The sequence below is a fragment of the Streptococcus oralis subsp. oralis genome, assembly GCF_002096435.1.
Classification (GTDB): Bacteria; Bacillota; Bacilli; order Lactobacillales; family Streptococcaceae; genus Streptococcus; species Streptococcus oralis_AA.
The window spans coordinates 611,702-636,299 of sequence record NZ_NCUI01000025.1; the positions used below are offsets into that span (position 1 = coordinate 611,702).

Annotated in this window: 20 protein-coding genes; 16 read left to right on the forward strand and 4 right to left on the reverse strand. The window is 41.1% G+C overall.

All coding sequences use genetic code 11. The features are described 5' to 3' along the window. The first annotated feature begins 133 nt into the window (after positions 1-133). The 3 genes from B7723_RS09280 to tnpA all read left to right on the forward strand — a co-directional run bounded on the left by B7723_RS09280 (position 134) and on the right by tnpA (position 3,705). Positions 134-1,513 carry a VWA domain-containing protein gene (locus B7723_RS09280; protein WP_084849429.1) on the forward strand — a complete coding sequence of 460 codons (1,380 nt, stop codon included), beginning with the start codon at positions 134-136 and terminating at the stop codon, positions 1,511-1,513. Between the two features lie 314 nt (positions 1,514-1,827). After that, positions 1,828-3,018 (forward strand): methionine adenosyltransferase, encoded by a 1,191-nt coding sequence (gene metK, locus B7723_RS09285; protein WP_000003912.1) that lies wholly within the window; start codon positions 1,828-1,830, stop codon positions 3,016-3,018. 222 nt (positions 3,019-3,240) lie between these two features. Next, positions 3,241-3,705 carry an IS200/IS605 family transposase gene (gene tnpA / locus B7723_RS09290; protein ID WP_084849428.1) on the forward strand — a complete coding sequence of 155 codons (465 nt, stop codon included), beginning with the start codon at positions 3,241-3,243 and terminating at the stop codon, positions 3,703-3,705. A 135-nt stretch (positions 3,706-3,840) separates the two neighbouring features. On the opposite strand, the gene B7723_RS09295 is transcribed toward tnpA, so the two are convergent. Together B7723_RS09295 and B7723_RS09300 are read right to left on the reverse strand one after the other, a co-directional pair. Beyond that, positions 3,841-4,143 carry a DUF1827 family protein gene (locus tag B7723_RS09295; protein WP_084849427.1) on the reverse strand — a complete coding sequence of 101 codons (303 nt, stop codon included), beginning with the start codon at positions 4,141-4,143 and terminating at the stop codon, positions 3,841-3,843. Between the two features lie 58 nt (positions 4,144-4,201). After that, positions 4,202-4,654, reverse strand: coding sequence for an NUDIX hydrolase (locus B7723_RS09300; RefSeq protein ID WP_084849426.1), 453 nt, complete (start codon positions 4,652-4,654; stop codon positions 4,202-4,204). Between the two features lie 176 nt (positions 4,655-4,830). Between B7723_RS09300 and B7723_RS09305 the strand changes: the two genes are divergently transcribed. Both B7723_RS09305 and B7723_RS09310 read left to right on the forward strand, forming a co-directional pair. Beyond that, the gene (locus tag B7723_RS09305) at positions 4,831-5,733 is read left to right on the forward strand and encodes a helix-turn-helix transcriptional regulator (RefSeq protein WP_084849425.1); all 903 of its coding nucleotides are present in this window, start codon (positions 4,831-4,833) and stop codon (positions 5,731-5,733) included. 54 nt (positions 5,734-5,787) lie between these two features. Continuing rightward, positions 5,788-6,402 (forward strand): GyrI-like domain-containing protein, encoded by a 615-nt coding sequence (locus B7723_RS09310; RefSeq protein ID WP_084849424.1) that lies wholly within the window; start codon positions 5,788-5,790, stop codon positions 6,400-6,402. 42 nt (positions 6,403-6,444) lie between these two features. On the opposite strand, the gene B7723_RS09315 is transcribed toward B7723_RS09310, so the two are convergent. Beyond that, entirely contained in the window at positions 6,445-8,703 is a 2,259-nt protein-coding gene (locus B7723_RS09315) for an ATP-dependent Clp protease ATP-binding subunit (RefSeq protein WP_084849423.1), read from the reverse strand. Between the two features lie 236 nt (positions 8,704-8,939). Then, positions 8,940-9,170: a DUF1797 family protein gene (locus B7723_RS09320; protein ID WP_000443577.1), complete on the reverse strand. Its 231-nt coding sequence runs from the start codon at positions 9,168-9,170 to the stop codon at positions 8,940-8,942. A gap of 192 nt (positions 9,171-9,362) precedes the next feature. Here B7723_RS09320 and B7723_RS09325 point away from each other — a divergent pair, with 192 nt between their 5' ends. The 11 genes from B7723_RS09325 (at position 9,363) to B7723_RS09375 (ending at position 24,372) form a co-directional block, all read left to right on the forward strand. Continuing rightward, positions 9,363-10,046, forward strand: coding sequence for an amino acid ABC transporter permease (locus B7723_RS09325; protein ID WP_001011622.1), 684 nt, complete (start codon positions 9,363-9,365; stop codon positions 10,044-10,046). Beyond that, on the forward strand, positions 10,046-10,780 hold the full coding sequence (locus B7723_RS09330) for an amino acid ABC transporter ATP-binding protein (RefSeq protein ID WP_000140926.1): 735 nt from the start codon (positions 10,046-10,048) through the stop codon (positions 10,778-10,780). Before B7723_RS09325 ends, B7723_RS09330 begins: the two co-directional genes overlap by 1 nt. A gap of 33 nt (positions 10,781-10,813) precedes the next feature. Continuing rightward, complete coding sequence (locus B7723_RS09335) at positions 10,814-11,134, forward strand: TfoX/Sxy family protein (RefSeq protein ID WP_084849422.1); 321 nt, start codon at positions 10,814-10,816, stop codon at positions 11,132-11,134. A gap of 148 nt (positions 11,135-11,282) precedes the next feature. Then, the gene (locus B7723_RS09340) at positions 11,283-12,140 is read left to right on the forward strand and encodes a bifunctional methylenetetrahydrofolate dehydrogenase/methenyltetrahydrofolate cyclohydrolase (protein ID WP_193431853.1); all 858 of its coding nucleotides are present in this window, start codon (positions 11,283-11,285) and stop codon (positions 12,138-12,140) included. A gap of 4 nt (positions 12,141-12,144) precedes the next feature. Next, entirely contained in the window at positions 12,145-12,918 is a 774-nt protein-coding gene (locus tag B7723_RS09345; protein WP_084849420.1) for an HAD hydrolase family protein, read from the forward strand. Positions 12,919-12,974: 56 nt separating this feature from the next. Then, on the forward strand, positions 12,975-13,826 hold the full coding sequence (locus B7723_RS09350; RefSeq protein ID WP_084849419.1) for an NAD(P)H-hydrate dehydratase: 852 nt from the start codon (positions 12,975-12,977) through the stop codon (positions 13,824-13,826). Positions 13,827-14,025: 199 nt separating this feature from the next. Then, the gene (locus B7723_RS09355) at positions 14,026-16,515 is read left to right on the forward strand and encodes a bifunctional DnaQ family exonuclease/ATP-dependent helicase (RefSeq protein WP_394334943.1); all 2,490 of its coding nucleotides are present in this window, start codon (positions 14,026-14,028) and stop codon (positions 16,513-16,515) included. Positions 16,516-16,520: 5 nt separating this feature from the next. Then, a complete protein-coding gene (locus B7723_RS09360) occupies positions 16,521-17,744 on the forward strand; it encodes an FtsW/RodA/SpoVE family cell cycle protein (protein WP_084849417.1) in 1,224 nt (407 codons plus the stop codon). A gap of 10 nt (positions 17,745-17,754) precedes the next feature. Beyond that, positions 17,755-18,309 (forward strand): DJ-1 family glyoxalase III, encoded by a 555-nt coding sequence (locus tag B7723_RS09365; protein WP_000246647.1) that lies wholly within the window; start codon positions 17,755-17,757, stop codon positions 18,307-18,309. Between the two features lie 385 nt (positions 18,310-18,694). Continuing rightward, positions 18,695-19,558: a helix-turn-helix domain-containing protein gene (locus B7723_RS09370; protein WP_000894366.1), complete on the forward strand. Its 864-nt coding sequence runs from the start codon at positions 18,695-18,697 to the stop codon at positions 19,556-19,558. Between the two features lie 86 nt (positions 19,559-19,644). Beyond that, positions 19,645-24,372, forward strand: coding sequence for a glycoside hydrolase family 70 protein (locus B7723_RS09375; RefSeq protein ID WP_084849416.1), 4,728 nt, complete (start codon positions 19,645-19,647; stop codon positions 24,370-24,372). Positions 24,373-24,598 lie beyond the last annotated feature (226 nt).

Here is a 24,598-nt window from a genome sequence, read left to right on the forward strand (position 1 = left end):
TAGAACTTATTTTTGGTTCGATATAATATCCAGAATGTAAGGGAAAAAATTGAAAACTATACAAATTTGTGTTATCATACTATAAAACAATCGGATTATATAATTTGATCCGTGAAAAGAAAAGGGGACTTCTATGGATAAAACATTTATGAAACAACAACGTTTTTCATTTCGTAAAATGAAAGTTGGGTTGGCTTCTGTAGCAATTTTGTTTGCTTTTGCTCAGGTCGGACAAGTGTCTGCAGATGAAGCAACAAAAACAGCGTCTACTTCAACTGAAACAGTAAAGAAAACCGAAGCAAGTATGTCTGCTGCCGAAACTGCTGTAGCAGAAATCAAAGCTGACGAGGCAAAACCAGTCGTTAACAAATCAGATGCAAAACCTGGAGAACTTGTAGACGTTTCTAAGAAGGTTTCACCTATTGACGTGAAAGAACGTCAAGAAGGTAATCAAAAGATTCATGAAGAAACTGCAACAGTCGAAGTTACAAAGACAGAAGTGGCTCCTGTAAAAAGCGAAGAACTTCCTGCTCCAAAGACTGAAACAACTGAGAGTACAGTGAGCGGCAAAGATGAAGATGGAAATTCTTATACCCAATATGAACGTGTTGATAAAACAACTACAGTCGAAATCAAGGAAGCGACAAAAACGATTTCAAAATCTAAATCAGCCGATATCGTTTTTGTTGTTGACCGTTCGCTCTCAATGCAGACTGTTATTGATACTGTCCGAGATAATGTTAATGAGTTTGTTAATAATCTCTCGAAAGATGGTCTGGTAGCACGCTTTGGTTTAGCAACATTTAGCGATGAGGTTTATGGGCGTAATTTTAGAAAAACAAATGAAGGTACAATTCTAACAAAATTTGGTGGTTCTTATTTCACATCTGATCCAGCTGAACTAAAAAAAGCACTCGCTGCAATTGAGCTTGCTCATGGAGGAGATTCTGAGGAAACGTCAACACCTGCACTAAATCAAATTGTTTCGACATATGATTGGTCTAAGTCACCTAATAACAAAAAGTTTGCGGTTCTATTATCAGATAATCCAATTAAACAAGATTCATCAGTTCCAAAAATTGCAGATACAGTTGCAACATTAACTGCAAATGGTATTGAGAGAATTGTAGTAACGTCTAGCATATTTAAAAAAGACTACAAAGGTTTTACTAATGATGATAGAATTCTGGATTACAGTAAGAAATTTGGAGATACCTTGACTAAAGATGTGGCGTCTTTGATTGTTGAAACTGTGACTGAAGGACACAATTACAAGGTAACGAAAGATAATTACCAATTTTACTTAGAACGTCGTACAACACTACCTATTGCTCAGACAGGAAGTGCGACTCCAACTACAACAGTTCCAGTAGCTACAGCTTATAAAAAAGAAGTGGCGAAACTCCCTGATACAGGAAGTAATGATACAGCGAACTATGGTATTGTGGGACTTGGCCTCCTAATGGCTGGACTTGGCTTAACTGTAAGCAATAGAAAATCAAAGGAACAGTAAGCCTAACTGGAAGATTGTTTGTAAGAACATTGTGAGGAAAAAGCAGACAAAAAAATAGGTAGTTTGTAAACGAAGTATGCAGATAAGCATAGGTATGATCTTCTGTATTATGGAGTACAAGCCAAATTTTTATGCCGAGAAAAGAGCCGTAAGGTTCTTTTTTTGATTTATAGAAAATACTGCAAAAAAAAGTAAAAAGTGGTATAATGATAAGGTTATATAGTCCCGATAAGGTGGTAGGTATTCATTACTAGTAGTTTTCCTATCAGTACTTTGTAACTCTATAACAATATTTTTTAAGGGGGGACATTTTTATGTCAGAACGTAAATTATTCACGTCTGAATCTGTATCTGAGGGGCATCCGGATAAGATTGCAGACCAAATTTCAGATGCGATTTTGGATGCTATTTTAGCTAAAGATCCAGATGCGCACGTTGCTGCCGAGACAGCTGTATACACAGGTTCCGTCCATGTTTTTGGTGAAATATCTACACATGCTTATGTAGATATTAACCGTGTGGTTCGTGATACCATTGCAGAGATTGGTTATACCAATACAGAGTATGGTTTTTCTGCGGAGACGGTGGGAGTTCATCCGTCACTTGTTGAGCAGTCACCAGATATCGCCCAAGGTGTTAACGAAGCCTTGGAGGTTCGTGGGAATGCAGATCAAGATCCGCTTGACTTGATTGGTGCTGGAGACCAAGGTCTTATGTTTGGGTTTGCAGTGGATGAGACAGAAGAACTCATGCCATTGCCAATCTCACTCAGTCATAAGTTGGTTCGTCGTTTGGCAGAACTTCGTAAGTCTGGTGAAATCAGCTATCTCCGTCCAGATGCTAAATCACAAGTTACGGTTGAGTATGATGAAAATGACCGTCCAGTACGGGTGGATACAGTCGTTATTTCAACTCAGCACGACCCAGAAGTTAGCAATGAACAAATTCACAATGATGTGATTAACAAGGTTATCAAAGAAGTAATTCCAGCATCTTACTTGGATGAGCAAACCAAATTCTTCATCAATCCAACTGGTCGTTTTGTAATCGGTGGACCTCAAGGAGACTCAGGTTTGACTGGTCGTAAGATTATTGTGGATACCTATGGTGGCTACTCTCGCCATGGTGGTGGTGCCTTCTCAGGTAAGGATGCGACGAAGGTGGACCGTTCAGCCTCTTATGCAGCTCGCTACATTGCCAAGAACATCGTTGCAGCAGGCCTTGCTAAGAAGGCAGAAGTGCAATTGGCTTATGCTATTGGGGTGGCGCAACCTGTTTCTGTTCGTATCGATACTTTTGGTACAGGAACAGTAGCTGAAAGCAAGCTTGAAAAAGCAGCGCGTCAAATCTTTGACCTTCGCCCTGCAGGAATTATTCAAATGCTGGATCTCAAACGCCCAATTTACCGTCAAACAGCGGCTTATGGACACATGGGACGTACAGATATTGACCTTCCATGGGAACGATTAGACAAGGTAGATGCTTTAAAAGAAGCGGTGAAATAGAATTAAAAGATTGGTAGTATACAACTACCAATCTTTTTTGCAAAAGAAAACCAGCTTTTAGCTGGTCTTCTTATTATGTGACTACTAGTCCGTCTCGCTCCGCAAGGTGCGAGACAAATAAACCACCCGCTATGCGGGTGCGCATCGAAGGTTATACCAAAAAACTCCAAACGCGATACAATAAAGGTGTTCAAGCCAATTGTAAAGCGAAAGGAGAAAAATATGGCACAAAAGGCACATAGTTTATCACACACAAAGTGGATGTGTAAATATCACATTGTGTTCACCCCTAAGTATAGACGAAAAGTAATTTATAATCAATATCGAAGCAGTTTGGGAGAAATATTCCATCGATTATGTAGTTATAAAGGTGTTGAGATTATCGAAGGTCACTTAAAGCCAGACCATGTACATATGTTAGTCAGTATTCCACCGAGGATAAGTGTTTCAAGTTTCATGGGGTATTTAAAAGGTAAAAGTGCACTCATGATGTTTGACAAACACGCCAACCTCAAGTACAAGTTTGGGAATCGGCATTTCTGGGCAGAAGGTTATTATGTAAGTACAGTAGGGCTTAATGAAGCCACAATTAAGAAATATATTCAAGAACAGGAAAAGCATGATATAGCACTAGATAAATTAAGTGTAAAAGAATATGAGGATCCCTTTAGGGATAGTGGTAAGTAGTACCAAGGTCTCTTTAAGAGGCAAGTGACGAGTCAAGAGCAATGAGGCTTGAACAACGTGAAAGCCAGCGTCTTTAGGCGCTGGCTGGTGATTTGGGCTTATAGCCCTGGTGCAAACCACCCGTTAGACGGGTGGTTATGATTTCATAGGGATTGAAATCTCAATCAATTTATCTGAATAAAGCGTCTTGATATTGGCTTCATCAATGCTTCCTTTATCGATTTTACGTTTCAAGAAGAAGTCTTGGATGGTTTCGATTTCAGGTTCACGAATAGCACGGTGTTTGTTGGAAATGAGGATTTCATAGTGAAGCGGGGCTTGTGTGAAAACTACATCTGTGTTTCCAGCAGAATAGACCTCGACAAGAGTTGCGTCTGTGCTTTCTAATTGGCTTTTAACAAGTTGCGAGTGTGAGTTTGTCGTATTGATAAGCTTCATAACAGTTCCTCCGATTTTCTAACTCTATTATAGCACTTTTTGGATAAAATCGTGTATTTTAGCCAATTCCATGCTGGATTTTCCAAGCTTCAATTCCCCATTTATGGCTACCACGTTTGAGTTTTTCAATAGCCTCGTCAATAGGAAACCAAGCAATATGATTAAAATTTTCTAATGGTTTTTGTACTTCTTGGAAAGAAGTGGCTTCGTAGAGATACGCTGGATTGTAGTAGTAGGTATCACGGTGGCGAGAGTAAAAATACTCATCAGCTTGTCCATAATAGGTTCCGATTTTAGCTGTAAAGCCAAGTTCTTCGATTAGTTCTCTCTTCAGTGCTTCTTGATGATCTTCGCCTGCTTCAATCTCTCCACCTGGCAAGAACCAAGCACCATTGGGGGCTTGAACTAGGACAATTTGTTTTTTCTCCGCATCCGGAATAACTGCGTACACACCATAGCGGGACTGGTAGGTCACATTCTCTTTTTTTTCACCAAAAGTTGGGTTTGCCATTGCATTTTCCTCATTATCTAGTATCTTTATTATTATCATAATGGACAAGGGGCTAGCTGTCAAGAATAAACCAACGAACTGGTGCAGAAAAAGCTACTTTGTCTTGGTAAATCCTTGTCTCGTTAAACTTTCCAGACCTAGCACTATAACTGGTATAATAAAAGAGAGGTGATTTTATGGCAGAATCAAGACTATTTCGTATCCTATATCTACTTTTAGAAAAAGGCAGTACAACGGCTCCTGAATTAGCCCGATTATTTGAAGTATCTGTACGAACGATTTATCGCGATATTGAGCGATTGAGTATGGCGGAGATTCCTCTATATTCGATACCTGGGAAGGCGGGCGGAATCTTTTTAATGAAGGACTTTGTTCTGGATCGTACTCTCGTATCGGAGGATGAAAAATTAGAACTTCTATCAGCTTTGCAAGGAATTCAAGCCCTGACCAATGAAAGGCAAGATCTGTTACTTGAAAAGTTGGAATCTATTTTTCAAGTTTCTACTAGCCCTTGGATAGAAGTAGACTTGACTGACTGGAGGAAGCGAGAAGGTCAAAAAGAATTATTTGATAACATCAAACATGCTATTCTAGAGAAAAGGCAACTGGTGATTCCTTATCTAGGTGGGTGTGGTCAGAAAACGATTCGTACAGTCGAGCCCTTTAGACTAGTATTTAAAAAGAGAGATTGGTACCTTCATGCCTACTGTTGTTTGAAGGAAGAGTGGCGTTTTTTCAAATTGTCTAGAATTAGGAATTATCACCTAACAACTGAAACTGTGAAGCAGAAAAATGTGGGGGATTGGGTTGATGGTTCAGATCAAGTGGCACATCAAATCGAAGTTTCCTTGAAGTTTAGTCCCAAGCTTGCTTTCCGGGTTTATGAAGATTTTTCAGAAGATGAGATTAGCTTGGGGAAAGATGGGTGTTATTATGTCAAGACAGTCCTACCAGAGCATGAAAGTCTGTATACTTACCTCCTGTCTTATCTAGATGGGGTGGAAATACTCGCCCCCAATCATCTGAAGAAGGAATTGCTTTTTAGATTAGAAAAAATCCAAAAACTTTACAAACCTTGACAAAAGATGTCAGGGTTTTGGTGCTATACTAGTGATAGAAAGGAGAAGAACCAAATGAAATACGAATGGAGAAAAGAAGCAAAAAATCTTTATCAAGTGAAAGCTAGGCCCAGCATCTTGCAGGTGCCAGGTCAATCCTATATCGTGATTGATGGTAAAGGTGATCCAAATCAAGAAGATTTTTCAGAACGCGTAGGGGCCTTATATGCCTTGGCCTATGCGATAAAGATGAAGTATAAAAAAGCTCCTCTGGATGAGGTTTACATTGATTTTACTGTCTTTCCTTTAGAAGGTGTATGGAAAAAGGAGAAGGAGGGAGAACTGGTAAAAAGTGAGCTTTCTTATAGCATTATGATTGGGCAACCCGATTTTATTACGCGAGAACTATTTGAGGTAGCTCTGAACGAGGTCAAAATCAAGAAGCCAAATCCTCTCTATGAGGCTATTCGTTTTGAAATGATAGAAGAAGGCCAAAGTCTTGCTATGCTTCATGTAGGACCTTTTGATACTGAAAATGAGACTTTTGCAGAGATGGAGCATTTTTGTCAACTTCATAAACTCAAAAGAACTTCGGAAGTCCACCGAGAAATTTATCTCAATAACCTTCATCGAACGGAGCCAAGCAAATTGAAAACAATTCTTCGCTATCAAGTTCAAGAAGAGAATTAAAAAAAGAACAGGAAATCTTGTTTCCTGTTCTTTTTATGAGATTTATTCTTCTATTTCAGAAGTAATCTCTTCTGTTTTCTCAGTTTTTTTGGCAGATTTGATTTGAATATTGCCATTGCTTGTCATAACTGCCTTGAGGTCTTTTTCACTTGGATTTTCAAGGTAGAAGTCTGTTATGGCATCCTCGATATGGTCTTGAATGGTACGGCGGAGTGGGCGTGCCCCCATTTTTGGATCATAACCTAAGTCAACCAACTTTTCCTTGACCTTGTCCGTCACATCGAGGTGGATATTGTTGCTAGAGAGGCGTTTGTTGACATCCGCTAGCATGAGTTCGACGATTTGGAGAAGGTTGTCCTTGCTGAGAGGTTTAAATTCGATGATGCCGTCAAAACGGTTCATAAATTCTGGGCTAAAGAAGTTACCGAGCTCACCGAGGACAGAGTTGGTTCGACCTTCACGAGCAGCTCCAAAACCAACGCTGGCTTCGGCCTTACCAGTACCCGCATTTGAGGTCATGATGATGATGGCATCCTTAAAGCTAACTGTGCGTCCTTGCCCATCAGTCAAACGACCATCATCTAAGACTTGAAGGAACATGTGCATCACATCTGGGTGAGCTTTTTCCACTTCATCGAGAAGGATGAGAGAGTAGGGATTGCGACGAACCTTTTCAGTCAGCTGCCCAGCTTCATCATAACCAACATAACCTGGAGGGGCTCCGACCAATTTAGCCACACTGTGTTTTTCCATGTATTCACTCATATCAAAGCGAATCATGCTGTCAGCAGAACCAAAGAGCTCAATGGCTAGTTGTTTAGAGAGTTCTGTCTTACCGACACCAGTTGGTCCGACAAAGAGGAAACTTCCGATTGGCCGGTTAGGAGTTCCAAGTCCAACACGATTTCGACGGATGGCTTTGGCAATCTTATCGACAGCTTCATCTTGACCTATAACATGGGCCTTGAGGTCGTCTGCTAGATGGATAAGCTGAGATTGTTCTTTTTCTTTGAGTTCTCCAACAGGGATATTGGTTTTCCGCTCAATGATATGTTCAATGGTTTTCTCGCTGATGATTGGAGTATCCTGATCGATCACCTTGTTCTTTTGCATTTCCTTGTACTTGGCAATCTGATCGCGGAAATAAGCAGCCTTTTCAAAGTCTTCCTCTCGTGTAGCTTGAGCCTTGAGATTTTCAGCTTCAATTAAACGCTGATCAATTACTTTAGGATCAACAAAGTTCAGTGTCAGATTCATCTTAGAACCAGCTTCATCCAACAGGTCAATAGCCTTGTCTGGCAAGAAGCGGTCTTGGATGTAGCGATTGGAAAGATTTGCAGCAGCTTCGATAGCAGCATCAGTATACTTGACGTGATGGTAGTCTTCGTATTTCTTTTGAACTCCTTTAAGGATGATAATGGTTTCTTCGACAGTTGGTTCATCTACCTTGACAGGCTGCATACGGCGCTCTAGGGCAGCATCTTTTTCAATGATGCGGTATTCATTGAGAGTAGTGGCACCAACCATTTGCAATTCACCGCGGGCAAGGGCTGGTTTGAGGATATTGCCTGCATCCATATTGCCATCGCCAGCAGATCCAGCACCAACAATTTCATGGATTTCATCGATAAAGAGGATGATGTCCTCGCGTTTGCGAATTTCTTCCATGAGCTTTTGCATACGTTCTTCAAATTGGCCTCGAATCCCTGTTCCTTGGACTAGACTGACCACGTCCAGACGGATGACCTGCTTGCCTTGAAGTTTATGAGGAACATCGCCATCGACAATCTTCTGAGCTAGACCTTCAACAACGGCTGTTTTACCAACACCTGGTTCTCCGATAAGGACAGGGTTGTTCTTGGTTCGACGGTTGAGGATTTCGATAACGCGGATAATCTCTTCATCTCGACCGATAACAGGGTCAATATCTCCCCGACGAGCAATCTCAGTAATATTGATACCGTATTCCTCAAGGAGTCCTCTTTCTTGGCTAGGAGGTGTTTGAAGTGGGCCGCGGTTTTGAGGTCCATAATCACCGTTTCCTCCATATCCCCCACCAGATTGAGTTGGAGGGACGTTATTAGAAGAAGGTTTGAAATTGTTCAAATCATTGAAAAAGTCGCCAAATGGATCAAAGTCATGATTATTTAAGTCAGTCATTCCTTTAAAGAGAGTATTATTTGGATCTGTTTTGATAATTTTATAGCAATTTTGACAAAGATCAATTTGCTTTTGCTGTCCATTGATATTGGTATACAGATGAATTGTTGAGTCGTTAATTTTACAGTTTTGACAGAGCATACATCTACCTCATTTCATTCTTATTCTTAGCCTAAGAAAAGGTCAAGAATAGTCAAAGTTTTATACTCTCATTATAGCATGATTAAGGTGTAAAGCAAGTAAAAAGATTGGGAAGTGTTCGTTTTTAAAAGAAGGATTTATGGAGAATCAAGCGACATTGAAGGTAAGAAAAAATCCCATTTGCGGTGACAAAAAGGATTCTCATTTATCGGGCCTTACTGCCCGTTGTTTTTATATTAGTAAAGGAGTTCGTAGATCTCCATTGCAATCAAATCAATGCTATCAAAGGTATAAGTTTCACGAGCTTCTACATCGCGAAGGGTGAAGAGTGATCCGTTTTCTTCGTCGTGGCTGTATGCAACTTCTGCGACAACAACACCTTCACGTTCAAAATTACGTTTTAGATTTCCACCATCTTTTGTCATTGCTTCTAGGCGGTTAATGATTCTAACCAAATGTGATTCCATTTTGATTCTCCTCCATTTCTTATCGTTTCTATTTTACCATAAACAAGAGGTAGTTGACTAGAAAAAAACTGTGATTTCTCTCTATTTCTCTATTCTATCAAGTTAATTGTTAAAATTAGGGAAAAAAGGATTGCATTTTAATTCAATTCATGTTATAATCATACAATCCAATACATAGAAAGTTGATTGAATATGAATTTTTCTTTTTTACCAAAGTATTTACCATATTTTAACTATGGTGCTCTGATTACCGTATTGATTTCCATCCTTGTCGTCTGCTTAGGGACTATTATAGGTGTGTTACTGGCCTTTGCCCAACGTTCACGCTTTAAACCGCTCGTTTGGTTTGCAAATGTGTATGTTTGGATCTTCCGTGGTACTCCGATGATGGTTCAGATTATGATTGCCTTTGCTCTTATGCATATCAATGCTCCGACTATCCAAGTGGGAATTTTAGGAGTTGATCTTTCTCGTTTGATTCCTGGTATTCTGATTATTTCTATGAATAGTGGAGCTTACGTTTCAGAAACTGTTCGTGCAGGGATCAATGCGGTTCCTAAAGGGCAGTTAGAGGCCGCATATTCTCTCGGTATTCGTCCGAAAAATGCCATGCGTTATGTCATTTTGCCACAAGCTATCAAAAATATTCTTCCGGCTCTGGGAAACGAATTTATCACCATTATCAAGGATAGTTCCCTCTTATCAGCGATTGGGGTGATGGAGTTGTGGAATGGTGCAACGACAGTAGCAACAACAACTTATTTACCGTTGACTCCTCTTTTATTTGCAGCCTTTTACTATTTGATTATGACCTCTGTTTTGACAGTGGCGTTGAAAGCATTCGAAAAACATATTGGACAAGGAGACAAGAAATAATGACAGAAACCTTGATTAAAATTGAAGAACTACATAAGTCTTTTGGGAAAAATGAAGTTTTAAAAGGCATCAATCTTGAGATTAAACGTGGAGAAGTTGTGGTCATTATTGGTCCGTCAGGGAGCGGGAAATCAACTCTCCTTCGTTCGATGAATCTCCTTGAAGAAGCAAGTAAAGGCAAGGTTATCTTTGAAGGAGTTGATATCACAGATAAGAAAAATGACCTTTTTGCTATGCGTGAAAAGATGGGTATGGTATTTCAACAATTCAACCTCTTTCCCAATATGACAGTGATGGAAAATATCACTTTGTCACCAATTAAAACCAAAGGTGAAAGCAAGGAAGTTGCGGAGAAAAGAGCACAGGAACTGTTAGAAAAAGTTGGCTTGCCAGATAAGGCGACGGCTTATCCTCAGAGTTTGTCCGGTGGTCAGCAACAACGGATTGCTATTGCACGTGGACTTGCTATGGAACCAGATGTTTTGCTCTTTGATGAGCCGACTTCAGCCCTAGACCCTGAGATGGTCGGAGAAGTTCTAGCTGTTATGCAAGACCTCGCTAAGTCAGGGATGACTATGGTGATTGTGACGCATGAAATGGGCTTTGCGCGTGAGGTAGCAGACCGTGTTATCTTTATGGCGGATGGAGTTGTTGTCGAAGATGGAACGCCTGAGGAGATTTTCAATCAAACAAAAGAACAACGGACCAAGGAATTTTTGAGTAAGGTTTTGTAAGACCTCATTTTTAGAAGAAATGGAGTAGGCATCATGGCTTCCAGTAAAGAATATTTAGATTTTATTCTCGAACAGCTATCAGAGCTAGAGGAGATGAGTTATCGTCCAATGATGGGAGAGTATATCCTTTATTATCGTGGGAAGATTATTGGGGGAATCTATGATAATCGTTTGTTACTGAAGCCTGTGAAGGTGGTCATGGATCAACTGGGACAGACTAGGCTTGAACGTCCTTATGAAGGAGCCAAAGAGATGATTTTGATAGAAGACACTGAAGATAAGTCATTTCTAGCGAGACTAATCAAGGAGATGTACGAAGTTTTGCCTGCTCCCAAGGTCAAAAAGAAAGAATGACAAGTTTACCTAGTATAAATAGGCATAAAAGCTCGATAAGGGCTTTTTCTTATAGTTTCAGACTATAGGGTCCATTAGGCAAGAAGTGTTAGGATGGCGAGTTATTTTTTGATATAATAGAGGATATTTGATAGAAAAGAGAAGAGATATGGCACAGATTATTGATGGGAAGGCTCTTGCAGCTAAGTTACAAGGACGGTTGTCTGAAAAGACAGAAAAACTAAAAGAAGAAGCAGGTTTAGTTCCAGGATTGGTGGTGATTTTGGTGGGGGACAATCCTGCCAGCCAAGTCTATGTTCGCAACAAGGAACGCTCAGCTCTTGCTGCTGGCTTCCGTAGTGAAGTTGTGCGAGTTCCAGAGACCATTACCCAAGCGGAATTGTTAGATTTGATTGCTAAATACAATCAAGATCCAGCTTGGCATGGGATTTTGGTTCAATTACCTTTGCCAAAACATATTGACGAAGAGGCAGTGTTATTAGCCATTGACCCCGAAAAAGACGTGGATGGTTTCCATCCCCTAAACATGGGTCGCCTCTGGTCTGGTCATCCAGTTATGATTCCTTCGACACCTGCAGGAATTATGGAGATGTTTCATGAGTATGGGATTGATCTAGAAGGTAAAAATGCGGTTGTTATCGGTCGTTCAAATATTGTTGGAAAACCGCTGGCTCAGCTTCTTTTAGCTAAGAATGCGACTGTGACCTTGACCCACTCACGCACCCATCATCTTGCCAAGGTGGCTGCTAAGGCGGATATCCTTGTCGTAGCTATTGGTCGCGCCAAGTTTGTGACTGCTGACTTTGTCAAACCAGGAGCGGTTGTCATTGACGTTGGGATGAACCGAGATGAAAATGGCAAGCTTTGTGGAGATGTTGATTATGATGCTGTTGCACCACTTGCTAGTCACATCACACCTGTACCTGGTGGAGTTGGACCTATGACGATTACCATGCTAATGGAGCAAACCTATCAGGCAGCGCTTCGAACACTAAACAAGGACTAGGAAGATGAAATTCGTATTTGACCTGGATGGAACGCTATCTTTTGACTACATGACCATAGATGAGGAGATTCAGCAGGTTCTTTTAAAGGCTGAAGATTATGGGCATGAGCTTGTGTTTGCCTCAGCCCGCTCTTATCGGGATTGTTTGGGTTTATTAGGTTCTGAACTCAGTCAGCGCTTAGTCATAGGTTTGAATGGTGGCGAAGCCTATCATTTAGGGAAGGCTATCTTCGAAAGGAATCTTGATGCTAGAGTTTATCAGGCGCTAGTGGATTATTGCCAGACTTATAATCTCCCTTTCTTTGTAGATGATTGCTTTGACTACAGTGGTCAGATTGTAGAGAAGATTCCATTTATTTCCAGTGTGGATCCCCTAAAGGTGGCTCGTCATCAGAAACTTGAGGACTTAGGGACTCCGATTAAGGTAGTCGTTTATATGGGTGACCATGAGGATTTGCTTGATGATCTGCTTGGTCAGCTAGAAAGACTAGGCCAGGCTCATCTCTCCTATCATGCGCATGAAAAGTGCCTTTATGTTAATCCCTTGGATACTCATAAGGCGACAACTGTTGAAAAGTTATGCGGGGAGAACTTCATCGCTTTTGGAAATGACCAAAACGATATTGAATTGTTTAAAACGTCTCTTTATTCAGTCCAGATAGGAGACTTTGCTGGCCTTACTCCATATGCAGATGACACGTTAGAGCTAAAAGGAGAACCTTCTCCAGCAGTGGCAGCTAAAATCTTACAGACCTTTGCGGAATTTAAGGGAAAATAGTGTAGAAGGAGGTTTGCCCCTCCTTTTGTAGTATAATGGAGTGAGAGGAAAAATCGATGAAAGTGATTGATCAAACTTTATTAGAAAAAGTTATTATTGAACGTTGTCGTCACAGCCATAAGGGAGATTACGGTCGCCTGCTCTTGCTGGGAGGGACCTATCCTTATGGGGGAGCTATCATCATGTCAGCCATTGCAGCTGTCGAAAGTGGGGCAGGGTTGGTGACTGTTGGCACGGATAAGGAAAATATTCCGGCTCTGCACAGTCATTTACCTGAGGCCATGGCATTTTCTCTTCAAGATCAGCAATTGTTAAAAGAGCAGTTGGAAAAGGCAGAAGTTGTCTTGCTAGGTCCGGGTTTGCGAGAGGATGCATTCGGAGAAGAACTCGTAAAACGGGTCTTTGACAGCCTTAGAAAAGACCAGATTTTGATTGCAGATGGCGGTGCTTTGGGCATCTTAGCAAAAGGCCAGTTACCATTTCCTTCCAGTCAGCTCATCCTAACTCCCCACCAAAAGGAATGGGAAAGACTGTCTAGTATAGTTCTTGACCATCAAAATAAAGAGACGACTGCTAGGGCTCTTTCTACTTTTCCTCAAGGAACGATTCTAGTCGAGAAGGGTCCAGCAACTCGTATCTGGCAAGTCGGTCAGCCTGAATATTATCAATTAGAAGTCGGAGGCCCCTATCAAGCAACTGGTGGAATGGGAGATACTCTGGCTGGGATGATTGCAGGTTTTGCAGGTCAGTTTCACCAAGTCAGTCTCTATGAGAGAGTGGTGGTAGCGACTCATCTGCACTCAGCCATTGCCCAAGAACTAGCTCAAGAACACTATCTTGTCTTGCCAACAGAAATTAGCAAGACACTTCCGAATACAATGAAAAAAATATCTCAAAAAGGCAACTGATACCTTGGTTGTCTTTTTATATTGATGTAACTAACCTGTTAAGTTTTTCAAACATCTCAGAACTTGCAAGCAACTGCTGAACTTGCGAGAAATTCTCACTTTTAAGGTCTTGATTTTTAATCGAACTCGAAAGTGAAGCGAGATTGTTATCAAAGTTGAGGGGTGTCAAATCATGCTTTTTTTGATATAATTTTTAATGATGAATGCGAGAAATGATCGGTATGTGGTCGTTGATTTAGAGGCGACCAGCACCGGAAGCAAGGCAAAAATTATTCAAGTAGGTATTGTGGTGATTGAGAATGGTGAAATCATCGATCAGTATGCGACTGATGTCAATCCTCACGAACCCTTGGATTCTCATATCAAAGAATTAACTGGTCTGACCGATCAGCGTTTGGCTACGGCACCAGAGTTTTCTCAGGTAGCTGGAAAAATTTTTGAATTGGTTAAGGACGGTATTTTTGTTGCGCACAATGTACAGTTTGATGCCAACCTTCTGGCGGAATTTCTCTTTTTTGAAGGATATGAATTGCGCACACCGCGGGTGGATACAGTTGAGCTTGCCCAAGTTCTATATCCTCAGTTTGAAAAGTACAATCTAGGTATTCTTTGTCAAGAGTTGGGCATTGAACTGGAACAGGCTCATACTGCTCTGTCTGATGCTCAGGCAACAGCTGAACTCTTGCTTTACATGCGTCAAAAACTTTTTGAGCTACCTAAAGGGCTCTTAGAAAGCTTGCTAAAACTTGCAGACAACCTTCTCTATGAAAGTTATCTGGTGATTGAGGAGGTCTATCAGCAACAATCTCTCTTATCTTCGCCCGACTTGATGGAACTTCATGGGCTTTTCCTCAGAAAGGAAAGCAAAGCCTTAGTCCCACGAAAGTTATCCAAAGATTTTGCTAAAAACATTTCTTTATTGGGGCTGGAGGAGCGTCCGCAACAGTTGGAATTTGCGGAGAAAATTGAGCAATTATTGGAAGAACACCAGACTTCCTTTATCCAAGCCCAAACGGGACTGGGCAAGACTTATGGTTATCTCCTCCCAGCTTTGAACTTGGAGAGTCAAGCAGGTATCCTAGTGAGTGTTCCGACCAAAATTCTTCAAAATCAAATCATGCAAGAAGAAGGTCAGCGCTTAAAAGAGGTCTTCCATATGGAAATTCATAGTCTCAAAGGTCCTCAAAATTACTTGAAACTGGATGCCTTTCACCGAGTCCTCCATCGACCGGAGTCCAATCGCCTCTTCACACGTTTTAAAATGCAACTGCTTATCTGGCTAACGGAGACAGAGACAGGTGACTTGGACGAAATCGGGCAGCTTTATCGCTACCAGCACTTTCTGCCAGAACTAGTCCACGATGGCAAGTTTTCAAAGAAAAGTTTATTTGCCACAGAGGATTTTTGGAAACGAGGGCAGGAAAAGGCCAAGACCAGTCGTGTTCTTCTGACCAATCATGCCTATCTGGTCACTCGTTTGGAAGACAATCCAGAGTTTGTTGATAACCGTTTGGTAATTTTGGATGAAGCTCAAAAAATGCTGCTAGCTCTCGAAAATCTAGCCCAGCAGGCTTATCGCCTTGAGGATCTTGTAACTCAAATTGAAAAGTCCTTAGAGTCAGTGGAGAATTTGGTTCAGAAACGCTTGCTTGAGAGTATTAGCTTTGAATGTCGATACTTGATAGAGCACTATCAGTCAGGTCTGAAGAATGGAAAGTGGTTGGATTCTCTCGAACACTTGCGCCAACATTTTTCGGAGCTAGCTCTTCCAGAGTATAGAGAAATTGCAAACTTTTTCACGTCGGATCGTGAATTTTGGCTTGCTGCAACTGAGAATTCGAGCAAGGATGTCTTGATTTGTTCAAGTAAAAAAGGCCGCTTTATACTAGCAGACCTATTGCCAAAAGATTGTAGGCTCCTAGGAGTATCGGCTACTCTTGAAATCAGCAATCGGGTTTCCCTAGCAGATTTATTGGGATTTCCGGATGCTCCACTTGTTAGGCTTGATGTAGCAAAACAGGAGCAACAAGAAGTCTTTCTAGTCAATGATTTTCCTCTTGTGACAGAAGTTTCGCCTGTTGACTATGCTAGTGAAGTGGCTTCTGTTATCCGAAGCTTACAAGCCTTTCAAGAACCCATACTGGTCTTGTTTACCTCAAAAGAAATGTTGCTGGCAGTTTCGGACCTGCTCGACCAACCGCATCTAGCTCAGTATAAAAATGGGGAACCAAGCCAACTGAAAAAACGTTTTGAAAAAGGTGAACGCCAGATCTTGCTTGGAACAGGTGGTTTCTGGGAAGGAGTTGATTTTTCAACCCATCCTTGCGTGATCCAAGTGATTCCGAGATTGCCTTTCCAAAATCCCCAAGAACCGTTAACCAAAAAATTAAACCAAGAACTGCGCCAAGAAGGGAAAAATCCTTTCTATGATTATCAGTTACCGATGGCGATCATTCGGCTAAAACAAGCTCTGGGCCGCACTGTTAGAAGATCTGACCAAGGTTCGGTTGCTGTTATCTTAGACAGTCGTGTCGTCAGCAAGCGTTACGGCAAACAAATCGCTCAGGCCTTGTCAAAAGAAAGGGCTGTTCAGGTTCTTTCTAGAGAACAGCTAGAGCCTGCTGTAGCTGATTTTCTCCAATCTCGTCGCAATAGAATGAAAGAAAAATCCCAGAAAGAGAAAAGGTAAAAAATATGAAACGTTCCTTCGACTCTCGAGTCGATTATAGCCTCCTCCTACCAGTGTTTTGTTTACTGGTGATTGGAGTAGTGGCCATTTATATAGCAGTGAGTCATGACTATCCAAATAATGTATTGCCAATTCTAGGTCAGCAAATCGCTTGGATTGCCTTGGGCCTTGTCATTGGTTTTGTGGTCATGTTCTTTAATACCGAGTTTTTATGGAAGGTGACCCCCTATCTTTATGGTCTAGGGTTGGCTTTGATGGTCCTCCCCCTTGTTTTCTACAATCCAAATCTTGTAGCGTCAACAGGTGCCAAGAACTGGGTATCGATTGGTGGAACGACACTTTTCCAGCCATCGGAGTTCATGAAGATTTCCTATATCTTGATGTTGGCTCGAGTCATCGTACAATTCACTCAAAAACACAAGGAATGGCGACGGACTATTCCCTTGGATTTCCTATTGATTGGTTGGATGATTGCCTTTACCATCCCAGTCTTGATCCTCTTAGCCCTACAAAGTGACTTAGGGACTGCCTTGGTCTTTGTAGCTATTTTTGCAGGCATGGTTCTCCTTTCAGGTGTTTCATGGAAGATTATCATTCCTGTTTTTGCGACAGGAGTGACTGCAGTTGCAGGCTTCATGGCCATCTTTATAAGCAAGGATGGACGTGCCTTCTTGCATCAGATTGGAATGCCAACCTACCAGATCAACCGCATCTTGGCTTGGCTCAATCCCTTTGACTTCGCGCAAACAACGACTTACCAACAGGCGCAGGGACAAATTGCGATTGGAAGTGGTGGCTTGTTTGGGCAAGGTTTCAATGTGTCCAATCTCCTCATTCCAGTACGTGAGAGTGATATGATTTTCACAGTGATTGCTGAAGACTTTGGCTTTATTGGTTCGGTCTTTGTCGTTGCCCTGTACTTACTTCTTATTTACCGGATGTTGAAGATTACGCTCAGGTCAAATAACCAGTTCTACACCTACATTTCGACTGGTTTTATTATGATGTTGCTCTTCCATATCTTTGAAAATATCGGTGCCGTGACAGGCTTACTTCCTTTGACAGGGATTCCTCTACCTTTCATCTCTCAAGGGGGCTCCGCAATTATTAGCAACCTCATTGGTGTCGGTCTCCTCTTGTCTATGAGTTACCAGACAAACCTAGCGGAGGAGAAAAGTGGAAAAGTTCCATTCAAACGAAAGAAAGTCGTCCTAAAACAAATCAAATAAGGAGGCCACTATGGCAACAGTAGCAGTTATCTTAGCCCAGGGTTTTGAAGAAATTGAAGCCTTGACAGTAGTTGATGTCTTGCGTCGAGCAAACATTTCATGTGATATGGTAGGATTTGAAGAGCACGTGACAGGATCACATGGCATTCAGGTAAAAGCCGACCGTATCTTTGATGGTGATTTGTCTGACTATGACTTGGTAGTTCTTCCAGGTGGCATGCCAGGATCAGCTCACCTACGGGATAATCCAGCCCTCATTTCTGAGATTAAAGCCTTTGACCAAGCTGGAAAGAAAATTGCAGCTATCTGTGCAGCCCCAATCGCCCTCCATCAAGCAGGTGTCCTGAAAGACAAGCACTTTACTTGTTATGACGGAGTTCAGGAGCAAATTACTGATGGAATTTATCAAAAGCAAACAGTGGTTGTAGATGGTAATCTAACAACTAGCCGAGGACCGTCAACCGCACTTGCCTTTGCCTATGAATTGGTAGAGCAATTGGGAGGAGATGCTGAAAGTTTACGAGACGGCATGCTCTATCGAGATGTCTTTGGAAATCAACAGTAAAACGAGAGGCGGACTCTCGTTTTTTTATTTACTCTATGTCTAAAAAATGTTTCAGATGATTGTCTTGCGATTTTATATCAATCTTTTATAAATCAATCAAGTTTTGTCCAGAACTTTGTCTAGCATAAGAAGGAAATCTATCTCTAGAAATGTTAGTGTTTTCAAGTTGTTAGATAGAATACTTCAGATTGTTTCTGAAATCAAAAGATTCTTGAAAAAGATAGAATATTCAACAAATGTTATATTAAGATACTTTATCGTGTGAATTAATCTGCTTGTATTAATTTGAAATATAAAGTACTTTCTCTGTAATGTAATTGAAACGTGTTACTAGTATATTAAAATTAGTAAGAATTTTTTGCATATACGAAACTGGGGGAGTGATATGTTGGAAACTTTTGGAAAAATATTCAAAGTCATTAGAGAATCAAAAAAAATGTCCCTGAAAGAGGTAGCTGCTGGTGATATTTCCGTGGCTCAGCTATCCCGTTTTGAACGGGGAGTCAATGGGATCACACTTGATTCTTTTTATTGCTGTTTAAAAAATATGGCCGTTTCCCTAGAGGAGTTTCAGTATGTTTACCATAATTACATTGATTCAGATGATGTGCTGTTCTCAAAAAAAGTAGCTGATGCATATCAGGAAAACAATGTTGTCAAGCTCCAAAATATTTTGTCAAGCTCAGAAGCTTTGACCGAACAGTTTCCTGAGAAGAAAAACTATAAACTCAATACAATCATTGTCAGGGCCCTCTTGTCCTCCTGTTGCTCAGATTTTCAGATTAGCAAGAAGGATATTGAATTCCTGACGGATCATCTCTTTTCTGTTGAGGAGTGGGGACGTTATGAACTCTGGCTTTTTACAAACAGTGTTGATTTGATGACCTTGGAAACGCTGGAAACCTTCGCTAGTGAGATGATCAATCGTACCCAGTTTTATAATAACCTACCTGAAAATCGCCGCCGTATTATCAAGATGCTACTTAATGTCATTAGCGTCTGTATCGAAGGAAACCATCTGCTAGTTGCTATGAGGTTTCTCAATTATCTCGACCACTCTAAAATTCCTGAAACAGATCTATATGATCGAACGCTGATTAAGTATCATAGGGCTCTCTACTCCTACAAGGTTGGGAATACCAATGCTCTCAGTGACATCGAGCAATGCCTATCTTTTTTTGAATTTTTAGATTCCTTTGGTGTTGCTCAAAAGCTTAAAGAACAGTTTGAAAGAATTTGCCTTTCATAGTTGTAGATGTGCAACAAAAAATGATCATTTTGAAAAATATACTAGAATAAGAGCGTAACTTTATACTAAATTCAGAAGGAGGCTTTATGATGGAGAAAAAGATTCATTATAAGATGCATAAAGTTAAGAAAAACTGGGTAGCCATTGCTTTGACTACCTTGGCCCTTATTGTAGCACCAAAGGTACTTGGTCTAGAATCAGGCGTTGTCCATGCGGATGATGTAAAGCAGGTTGTAGTTCAAGAACCTGCTACAGCTCAGACTAGTGGTCCGGGTCAGCAAACTCCAGCCCAAGCTAAAATAGCATCTGAGCAAGAAGCAGAAAAAGTAACCCCTGCAGACAAGGTGACAGACGATGTTGCTGCTAGTGAAAAGCCTGCTAAACCAGCAGAAAATACAGAAGCAACAGTTCAAACCAATGCTCAAGAGCCTGCTAAACCAGCAGATACGAAAGAAGCATCTACAGAAAAGGCTGCTGTTGCTGAAGAAGTTAAAGCTGCTAATGCAATCACAGAAACTCCTAAAACTGAAGTAGCAGACCAGAATAAACAAGCAAGGCCAACAACTGCCCAAGACCAAGAAGGCGACAAGCGAGAAAAAACGGCTGTTGAAGACAAGATTGTTGCAAATCCAAAGGTTGCAAAGAAAGATCGCTTGCCCGAACCTGCTCAAAAACAGGGAGCAATAGCTGAAAGAATGGTGGCAGATCAGGCTCAACCTGCACCTGTAAATGCTGACCATGATGATGATGTCCTATCTCATATTAAGACCATTGATGGTAAAAATTACTATGTTCAGGACGATGGTACAGTTAAAAAGAACTTTGCAGTTGAACTTAATGGGAGAATACTTTATTTTGATGCAGAAACCGGTGCCTTAGTTGATTCAAATGAATATCAGTTCCAACAAGGAACCAGCAGTCTCAATAATGAATTCTCTCAAAAGAATGCTTTTTACGGTACGACTGACAAGGATATCGAAACTGTAGACGGTTATTTGACAGCAGATAGTTGGTATCGTCCAAAGTTCATCTTAAAAGATGGAAAAACATGGACGGCTTCGACAGAAACAGACTTACGTCCCCTTTTGATGGCTTGGTGGCCTGATAAACGTACTCAGATTAATTACCTCAACTATATGAACCAGCAAGGTCTGGGAGCAGGTGCTTTTGAAAACAAAGTTGAACAAGCTCTCCTGACAGGAGCTTCTCAGCAGGTTCAGCGCAAAATTGAGGAAAAAATTGGTAAAGAAGGCGATACAAAATGGTTGAGAACGCTGATGGGTGCCTTTGTCAAAACCCAGCCAAACTGGAATATCAAGTCAGAGTCTGAAACAACTGGTACTAAAAAGGACCACTTGCAGGGTGGAGCTTTGCTTTATACCAATAATGAGAAGAGCTCTCATGCTGACTCTAAGTTCCGTCTGCTTAACCGTACCCCTACTAGTCAAACAGGTACACCTAAGTACTTCATTGACAAGTCAAATGGTGGTTATGAGTTCTTGCTCGCTAACGACTTTGACAACTCTAATCCAGCTGTTCAAGCCGAACAACTCAACTGGTTGCATTTTATGATGAACTTTGGAAGCATCGTAGCCAATGATCCGACTGCTAATTTTGATGGAGTTCGTGTCGATGCGGTGGACAATGTCAACGCAGACTTGCTCCAAATCGCATCTGACTACTTCAAGTCTCGCTACAAGGTGGGAGAAAGTGAAGAAGAAGCTATCAAGCATTTGTCTATCTTGGAAGCTTGGTCTGATAACGATCCTGACTACAACAAAGATACTAAAGGTGCTCAACTAGCAATTGACAACAAGCTACGCTTGTCCTTGCTTTATTCATTCATGCGTAATCTATCTATCCGTAGCGGAGTAGAGCCAACGATTACAAATAGTCTAAATGACCGTTCTTCTGAAAAGAAAAATGGCGAACGGATGGCTAACTATATCTTTGTTCGGGCTCATGACAGTGAAGTACAAACCGTTATTGCCGACATCATCCGAGAAAATATTAATCCAAACACGGATGGTTTGACCTTTACTATGGATGAACTCAAGCAAGCCTTCAAGATCTACAACGAAGATATGCGCAAGGCAGACAAGAAGTATACGCAGTTCAACATCCCAACTGCTCATGCTCTCATGCTCTCCAATAAAGACTCTATCACTCGGGTCTACTATGGTGACCTCTATACCGATGATGGTCAATACATGGAGAAAAAATCTCCTTACCACGATGCTATCGATGCCTTGTTGCGTGCTCGTATTAAGTATGTAGCAGGTGGACAAGACATGAAAGTCACATATATGGGTGTACCTCGTGAGGCTGATAAATGGTCTTACAATGGTATTTTGACTTCTGTTCGCTACGGTACTGGTGCCAATGAAGCAACAGATGAAGGAACAGCAGAAACCCGTACCCAAGGGATGGCTGTTATTGCTTCTAACAACCCTAACCTGAAACTGAACGAATGGGATAAACTGCAAGTCAATATGGGAGCAGCCCACAAGAATCAATACTATCGCCCTGTGCTTTTGACGACCAAAGATGGCATTTCCCGCTATCTAACTGACGAAGAAGTGCCGCAATCGCTCTGGAAGAAGACAGATGCTAATGGTATTTTAACCTTTGATATGAATGATATTGCAGGCTATAGCAATGTACAGGTTTCTGGATATCTGGCTGTTTGGGTACCAGTTGGCGCTAAGGCAGATCAGGATGCTCGTACAACAGCAAGCAAGAAGAAAAACGCTAGTGGTCAGGTCTACGAATCTAGCGCAGCCCTTGATTCTCAGTTGATTTACGAAGGATTTTCTAACTTCCAAGACTTTGCAACCCGCGATGACCAATATACCAATAAAGTTATTGCTAAAAATGTCAACCTCTTCAAGGAATGGGGAGTAACTTCATTTGAGCTACCACCTCAGTATGTATCTAGCCAAGACGGTACTTTCTTAGATTCTATCATTCATAATGGTTATGCCTTTGAAGACCGCTATGATATGGCGATGAGCAAGAACAATAAATATGGTTCTTTAAAAGATTTGCTCAATGCTCTTCGTGCGCTTCACAGTGTTAATATCCAAGCCATCGCGGACTGGGTACCAGACCAAATCTATAACCTACCAGGTAAGGAAGTGGTAACAGCAACACGTGTCAACAACTACGGAACCTACCGTGAAGGTGCAGAAATCAAGGAAAAACTCTATGTAGCTAATAGTAAGACCAATGGAACTGATTTCCAAGATAAGTACGGTGGCGCCTTCTTAGATGAGCTCAAAGCTAAATATCCAGAAATCTTTGAACGAGTACAGATTTCCAATGGTCAAAAGATGACAACAGATGAGAAGATTACCAAGTGGTCGGCTAAGTACTTCAATGGTACCAATATCTTAGGTCGTGGTGCTTACTATGTTCTTAAAGACTGGGCTAGCAACGACTATCTCACTAACAGAAATGGCGAGATAGTATTGCCTAAGCAATTAGTTAATAAGAATGCTTACACAGGATTTGTTAGTGATGCCAATGGTACTAAGTTCTATTCAACTAGTGGTTATCAAGCTAAAAATTCCTTTATCCAAGATGAAAATGGAAATTGGTATTACTTCGATAAACGAGGCTATCTTGTAACAGGTGCTCATGAAATTGATGGCAAGCACGTTTATTTCTTGAAGAATGGTATTCAACTTCGTGATTCTATCCGTGAAGATGAAAATGGTAATCAGTACTACTATGATCAAACTGGTGCCCAAGTTCTCAACCGTTACTACACTACTGATGGTCAAAACTGGCGTTACTTTGATGCCAAGGGCGTTATGGCTCGAGGTCTTGTCAAGATAGGAGATGGACAGCAATTCTTTGATGAAAACGGCTATCAGGTTAAGGGCAAGATTGTGAGTGCTAAAGATGGCAAACTTCGTTACTTTGACAAGGATTCAGGAAATGCTGTTATCAATCGTTTTGCTCAAGGTGATAACCCAAGTGATTGGTACTATTTCGGAGCAGATGGAGTTGCAGTGACAGGTCTTCAAAAGATTGGTCAACAAACACTTTACTTTGACCAAGATGGCAAGCAAGTCAAGGGTAAAATCGTGACACTTTCAGATAAGAGTATCCGTTACTTTGATGCCAACTCAGGAGAAATGGCGGTCGGCAAGTTTGCTGAAGGTGCCAAGAACGAATGGTATTACTTTGACAAAACTGGTAAAGCAGTGACAGGTCTTCAAAAGATTGGCAAACAAACACTTTACTTTGACCAAGATGGTAAGCAAGTCAAGGGTAAAGTAGTAACTTTGGCTGATAAATCCATCCGTTACTTTGATGCCGACTCAGGAGAAATGGCAGTCGGCAAGTTTGCAGAAGGTGCCAAGAACGAATGGTATTACTTTGACCAAACTGGTAAAGCAGTGACAGGCCTTCAAAAGATTGACAAACAAACACTTTACTTCGACCAAGATGGCAAGCAAGTCAAGGGCAAAATCGTGACACTTTCAGATAAGAGTATCCGTTACTTTGATGCTAACTCAGGAGAGATGGCAACCAACAAGTTTGTCGAAGGTTCCCAAAATGAGTGGTACTATTTTGATCAAGATGGAAAAGCAGTGACAGGCTTGCAGCAGGTTGGTCAACAGACTCTCTATTTCACGCAAGACGGCAAGCAAGTCAAAGGAAAAGTTGTTGATGTGAATGGGGTTAGTCGATATTTCGATGCCAATTCAGGGGATATGGCTCGAAGCAAATGGATTCAACTTGAAGATGGAAGTTGGATGTATTTTGACCGCGATGGTAGAGGTCAAAACTTCGGAAGAAACTAATCGAATTTAGCTCAATAAAAATCAAACTTTATCTGATGATATACAAAAACGATAACACCTTAAAAGGACGTTATCGTTTTTTGCCTGTTTGGAGAATAAATTACAATTGAAAAGAAAGATGGAATCATTGGGAACTGTAATGAATTAACAAGGGACTCCATATTGGAATAATCTTTTTCTGCACTCTATTGTGGTATTCAAAGCAATGAGTATTCTATTTTTAAAG

Excerpts from the sequence above, each read along its gene's own strand:
- B7723_RS09280 (WP_084849429.1), top strand. The coding sequence starts at position 134 with ATGGATAAAACATTTATGAAACAACAACGTTTTTCATTTCGTAAAATG.
- metK (WP_000003912.1), top strand. The coding sequence starts at position 1,828 with ATGTCAGAACGTAAATTATTCACGTCTGAATCTGTATCTGAGGGGCAT.
- tnpA (WP_084849428.1), top strand. The coding sequence starts at position 3,241 with ATGGCACAAAAGGCACATAGTTTATCACACACAAAGTGGATGTGTAAA.
- B7723_RS09295 (WP_084849427.1), bottom strand. The coding sequence starts at position 4,143 with ATGAAGCTTATCAATACGACAAACTCACACTCGCAACTTGTTAAAAGC.
- B7723_RS09300 (WP_084849426.1), bottom strand. The coding sequence starts at position 4,654 with ATGGCAAACCCAACTTTTGGTGAAAAAAAAGAGAATGTGACCTACCAG.
- B7723_RS09305 (WP_084849425.1), top strand. The coding sequence starts at position 4,831 with ATGGCAGAATCAAGACTATTTCGTATCCTATATCTACTTTTAGAAAAA.
- B7723_RS09310 (WP_084849424.1), top strand. The coding sequence starts at position 5,788 with ATGAAATACGAATGGAGAAAAGAAGCAAAAAATCTTTATCAAGTGAAA.
- B7723_RS09315 (WP_084849423.1), bottom strand. The coding sequence starts at position 8,703 with ATGCTCTGTCAAAACTGTAAAATTAACGACTCAACAATTCATCTGTAT.
- B7723_RS09320 (WP_000443577.1), bottom strand. The coding sequence starts at position 9,170 with ATGGAATCACATTTGGTTAGAATCATTAACCGCCTAGAAGCAATGACA.
- B7723_RS09325 (WP_001011622.1), top strand. The coding sequence starts at position 9,363 with ATGAATTTTTCTTTTTTACCAAAGTATTTACCATATTTTAACTATGGT.
- B7723_RS09330 (WP_000140926.1), top strand. The coding sequence starts at position 10,046 with ATGACAGAAACCTTGATTAAAATTGAAGAACTACATAAGTCTTTTGGG.
- B7723_RS09335 (WP_084849422.1), top strand. The coding sequence starts at position 10,814 with ATGGCTTCCAGTAAAGAATATTTAGATTTTATTCTCGAACAGCTATCA.
- B7723_RS09340 (WP_193431853.1), top strand. The coding sequence starts at position 11,283 with ATGGCACAGATTATTGATGGGAAGGCTCTTGCAGCTAAGTTACAAGGA.
- B7723_RS09345 (WP_084849420.1), top strand. The coding sequence starts at position 12,145 with ATGAAATTCGTATTTGACCTGGATGGAACGCTATCTTTTGACTACATG.
- B7723_RS09350 (WP_084849419.1), top strand. The coding sequence starts at position 12,975 with ATGAAAGTGATTGATCAAACTTTATTAGAAAAAGTTATTATTGAACGT.
- B7723_RS09355 (WP_394334943.1), top strand. The coding sequence starts at position 14,026 with ATGAATGCGAGAAATGATCGGTATGTGGTCGTTGATTTAGAGGCGACC.
- B7723_RS09360 (WP_084849417.1), top strand. The coding sequence starts at position 16,521 with ATGAAACGTTCCTTCGACTCTCGAGTCGATTATAGCCTCCTCCTACCA.
- B7723_RS09365 (WP_000246647.1), top strand. The coding sequence starts at position 17,755 with ATGGCAACAGTAGCAGTTATCTTAGCCCAGGGTTTTGAAGAAATTGAA.
- B7723_RS09370 (WP_000894366.1), top strand. The coding sequence starts at position 18,695 with ATGTTGGAAACTTTTGGAAAAATATTCAAAGTCATTAGAGAATCAAAA.
- B7723_RS09375 (WP_084849416.1), top strand. The coding sequence starts at position 19,645 with ATGATGGAGAAAAAGATTCATTATAAGATGCATAAAGTTAAGAAAAAC.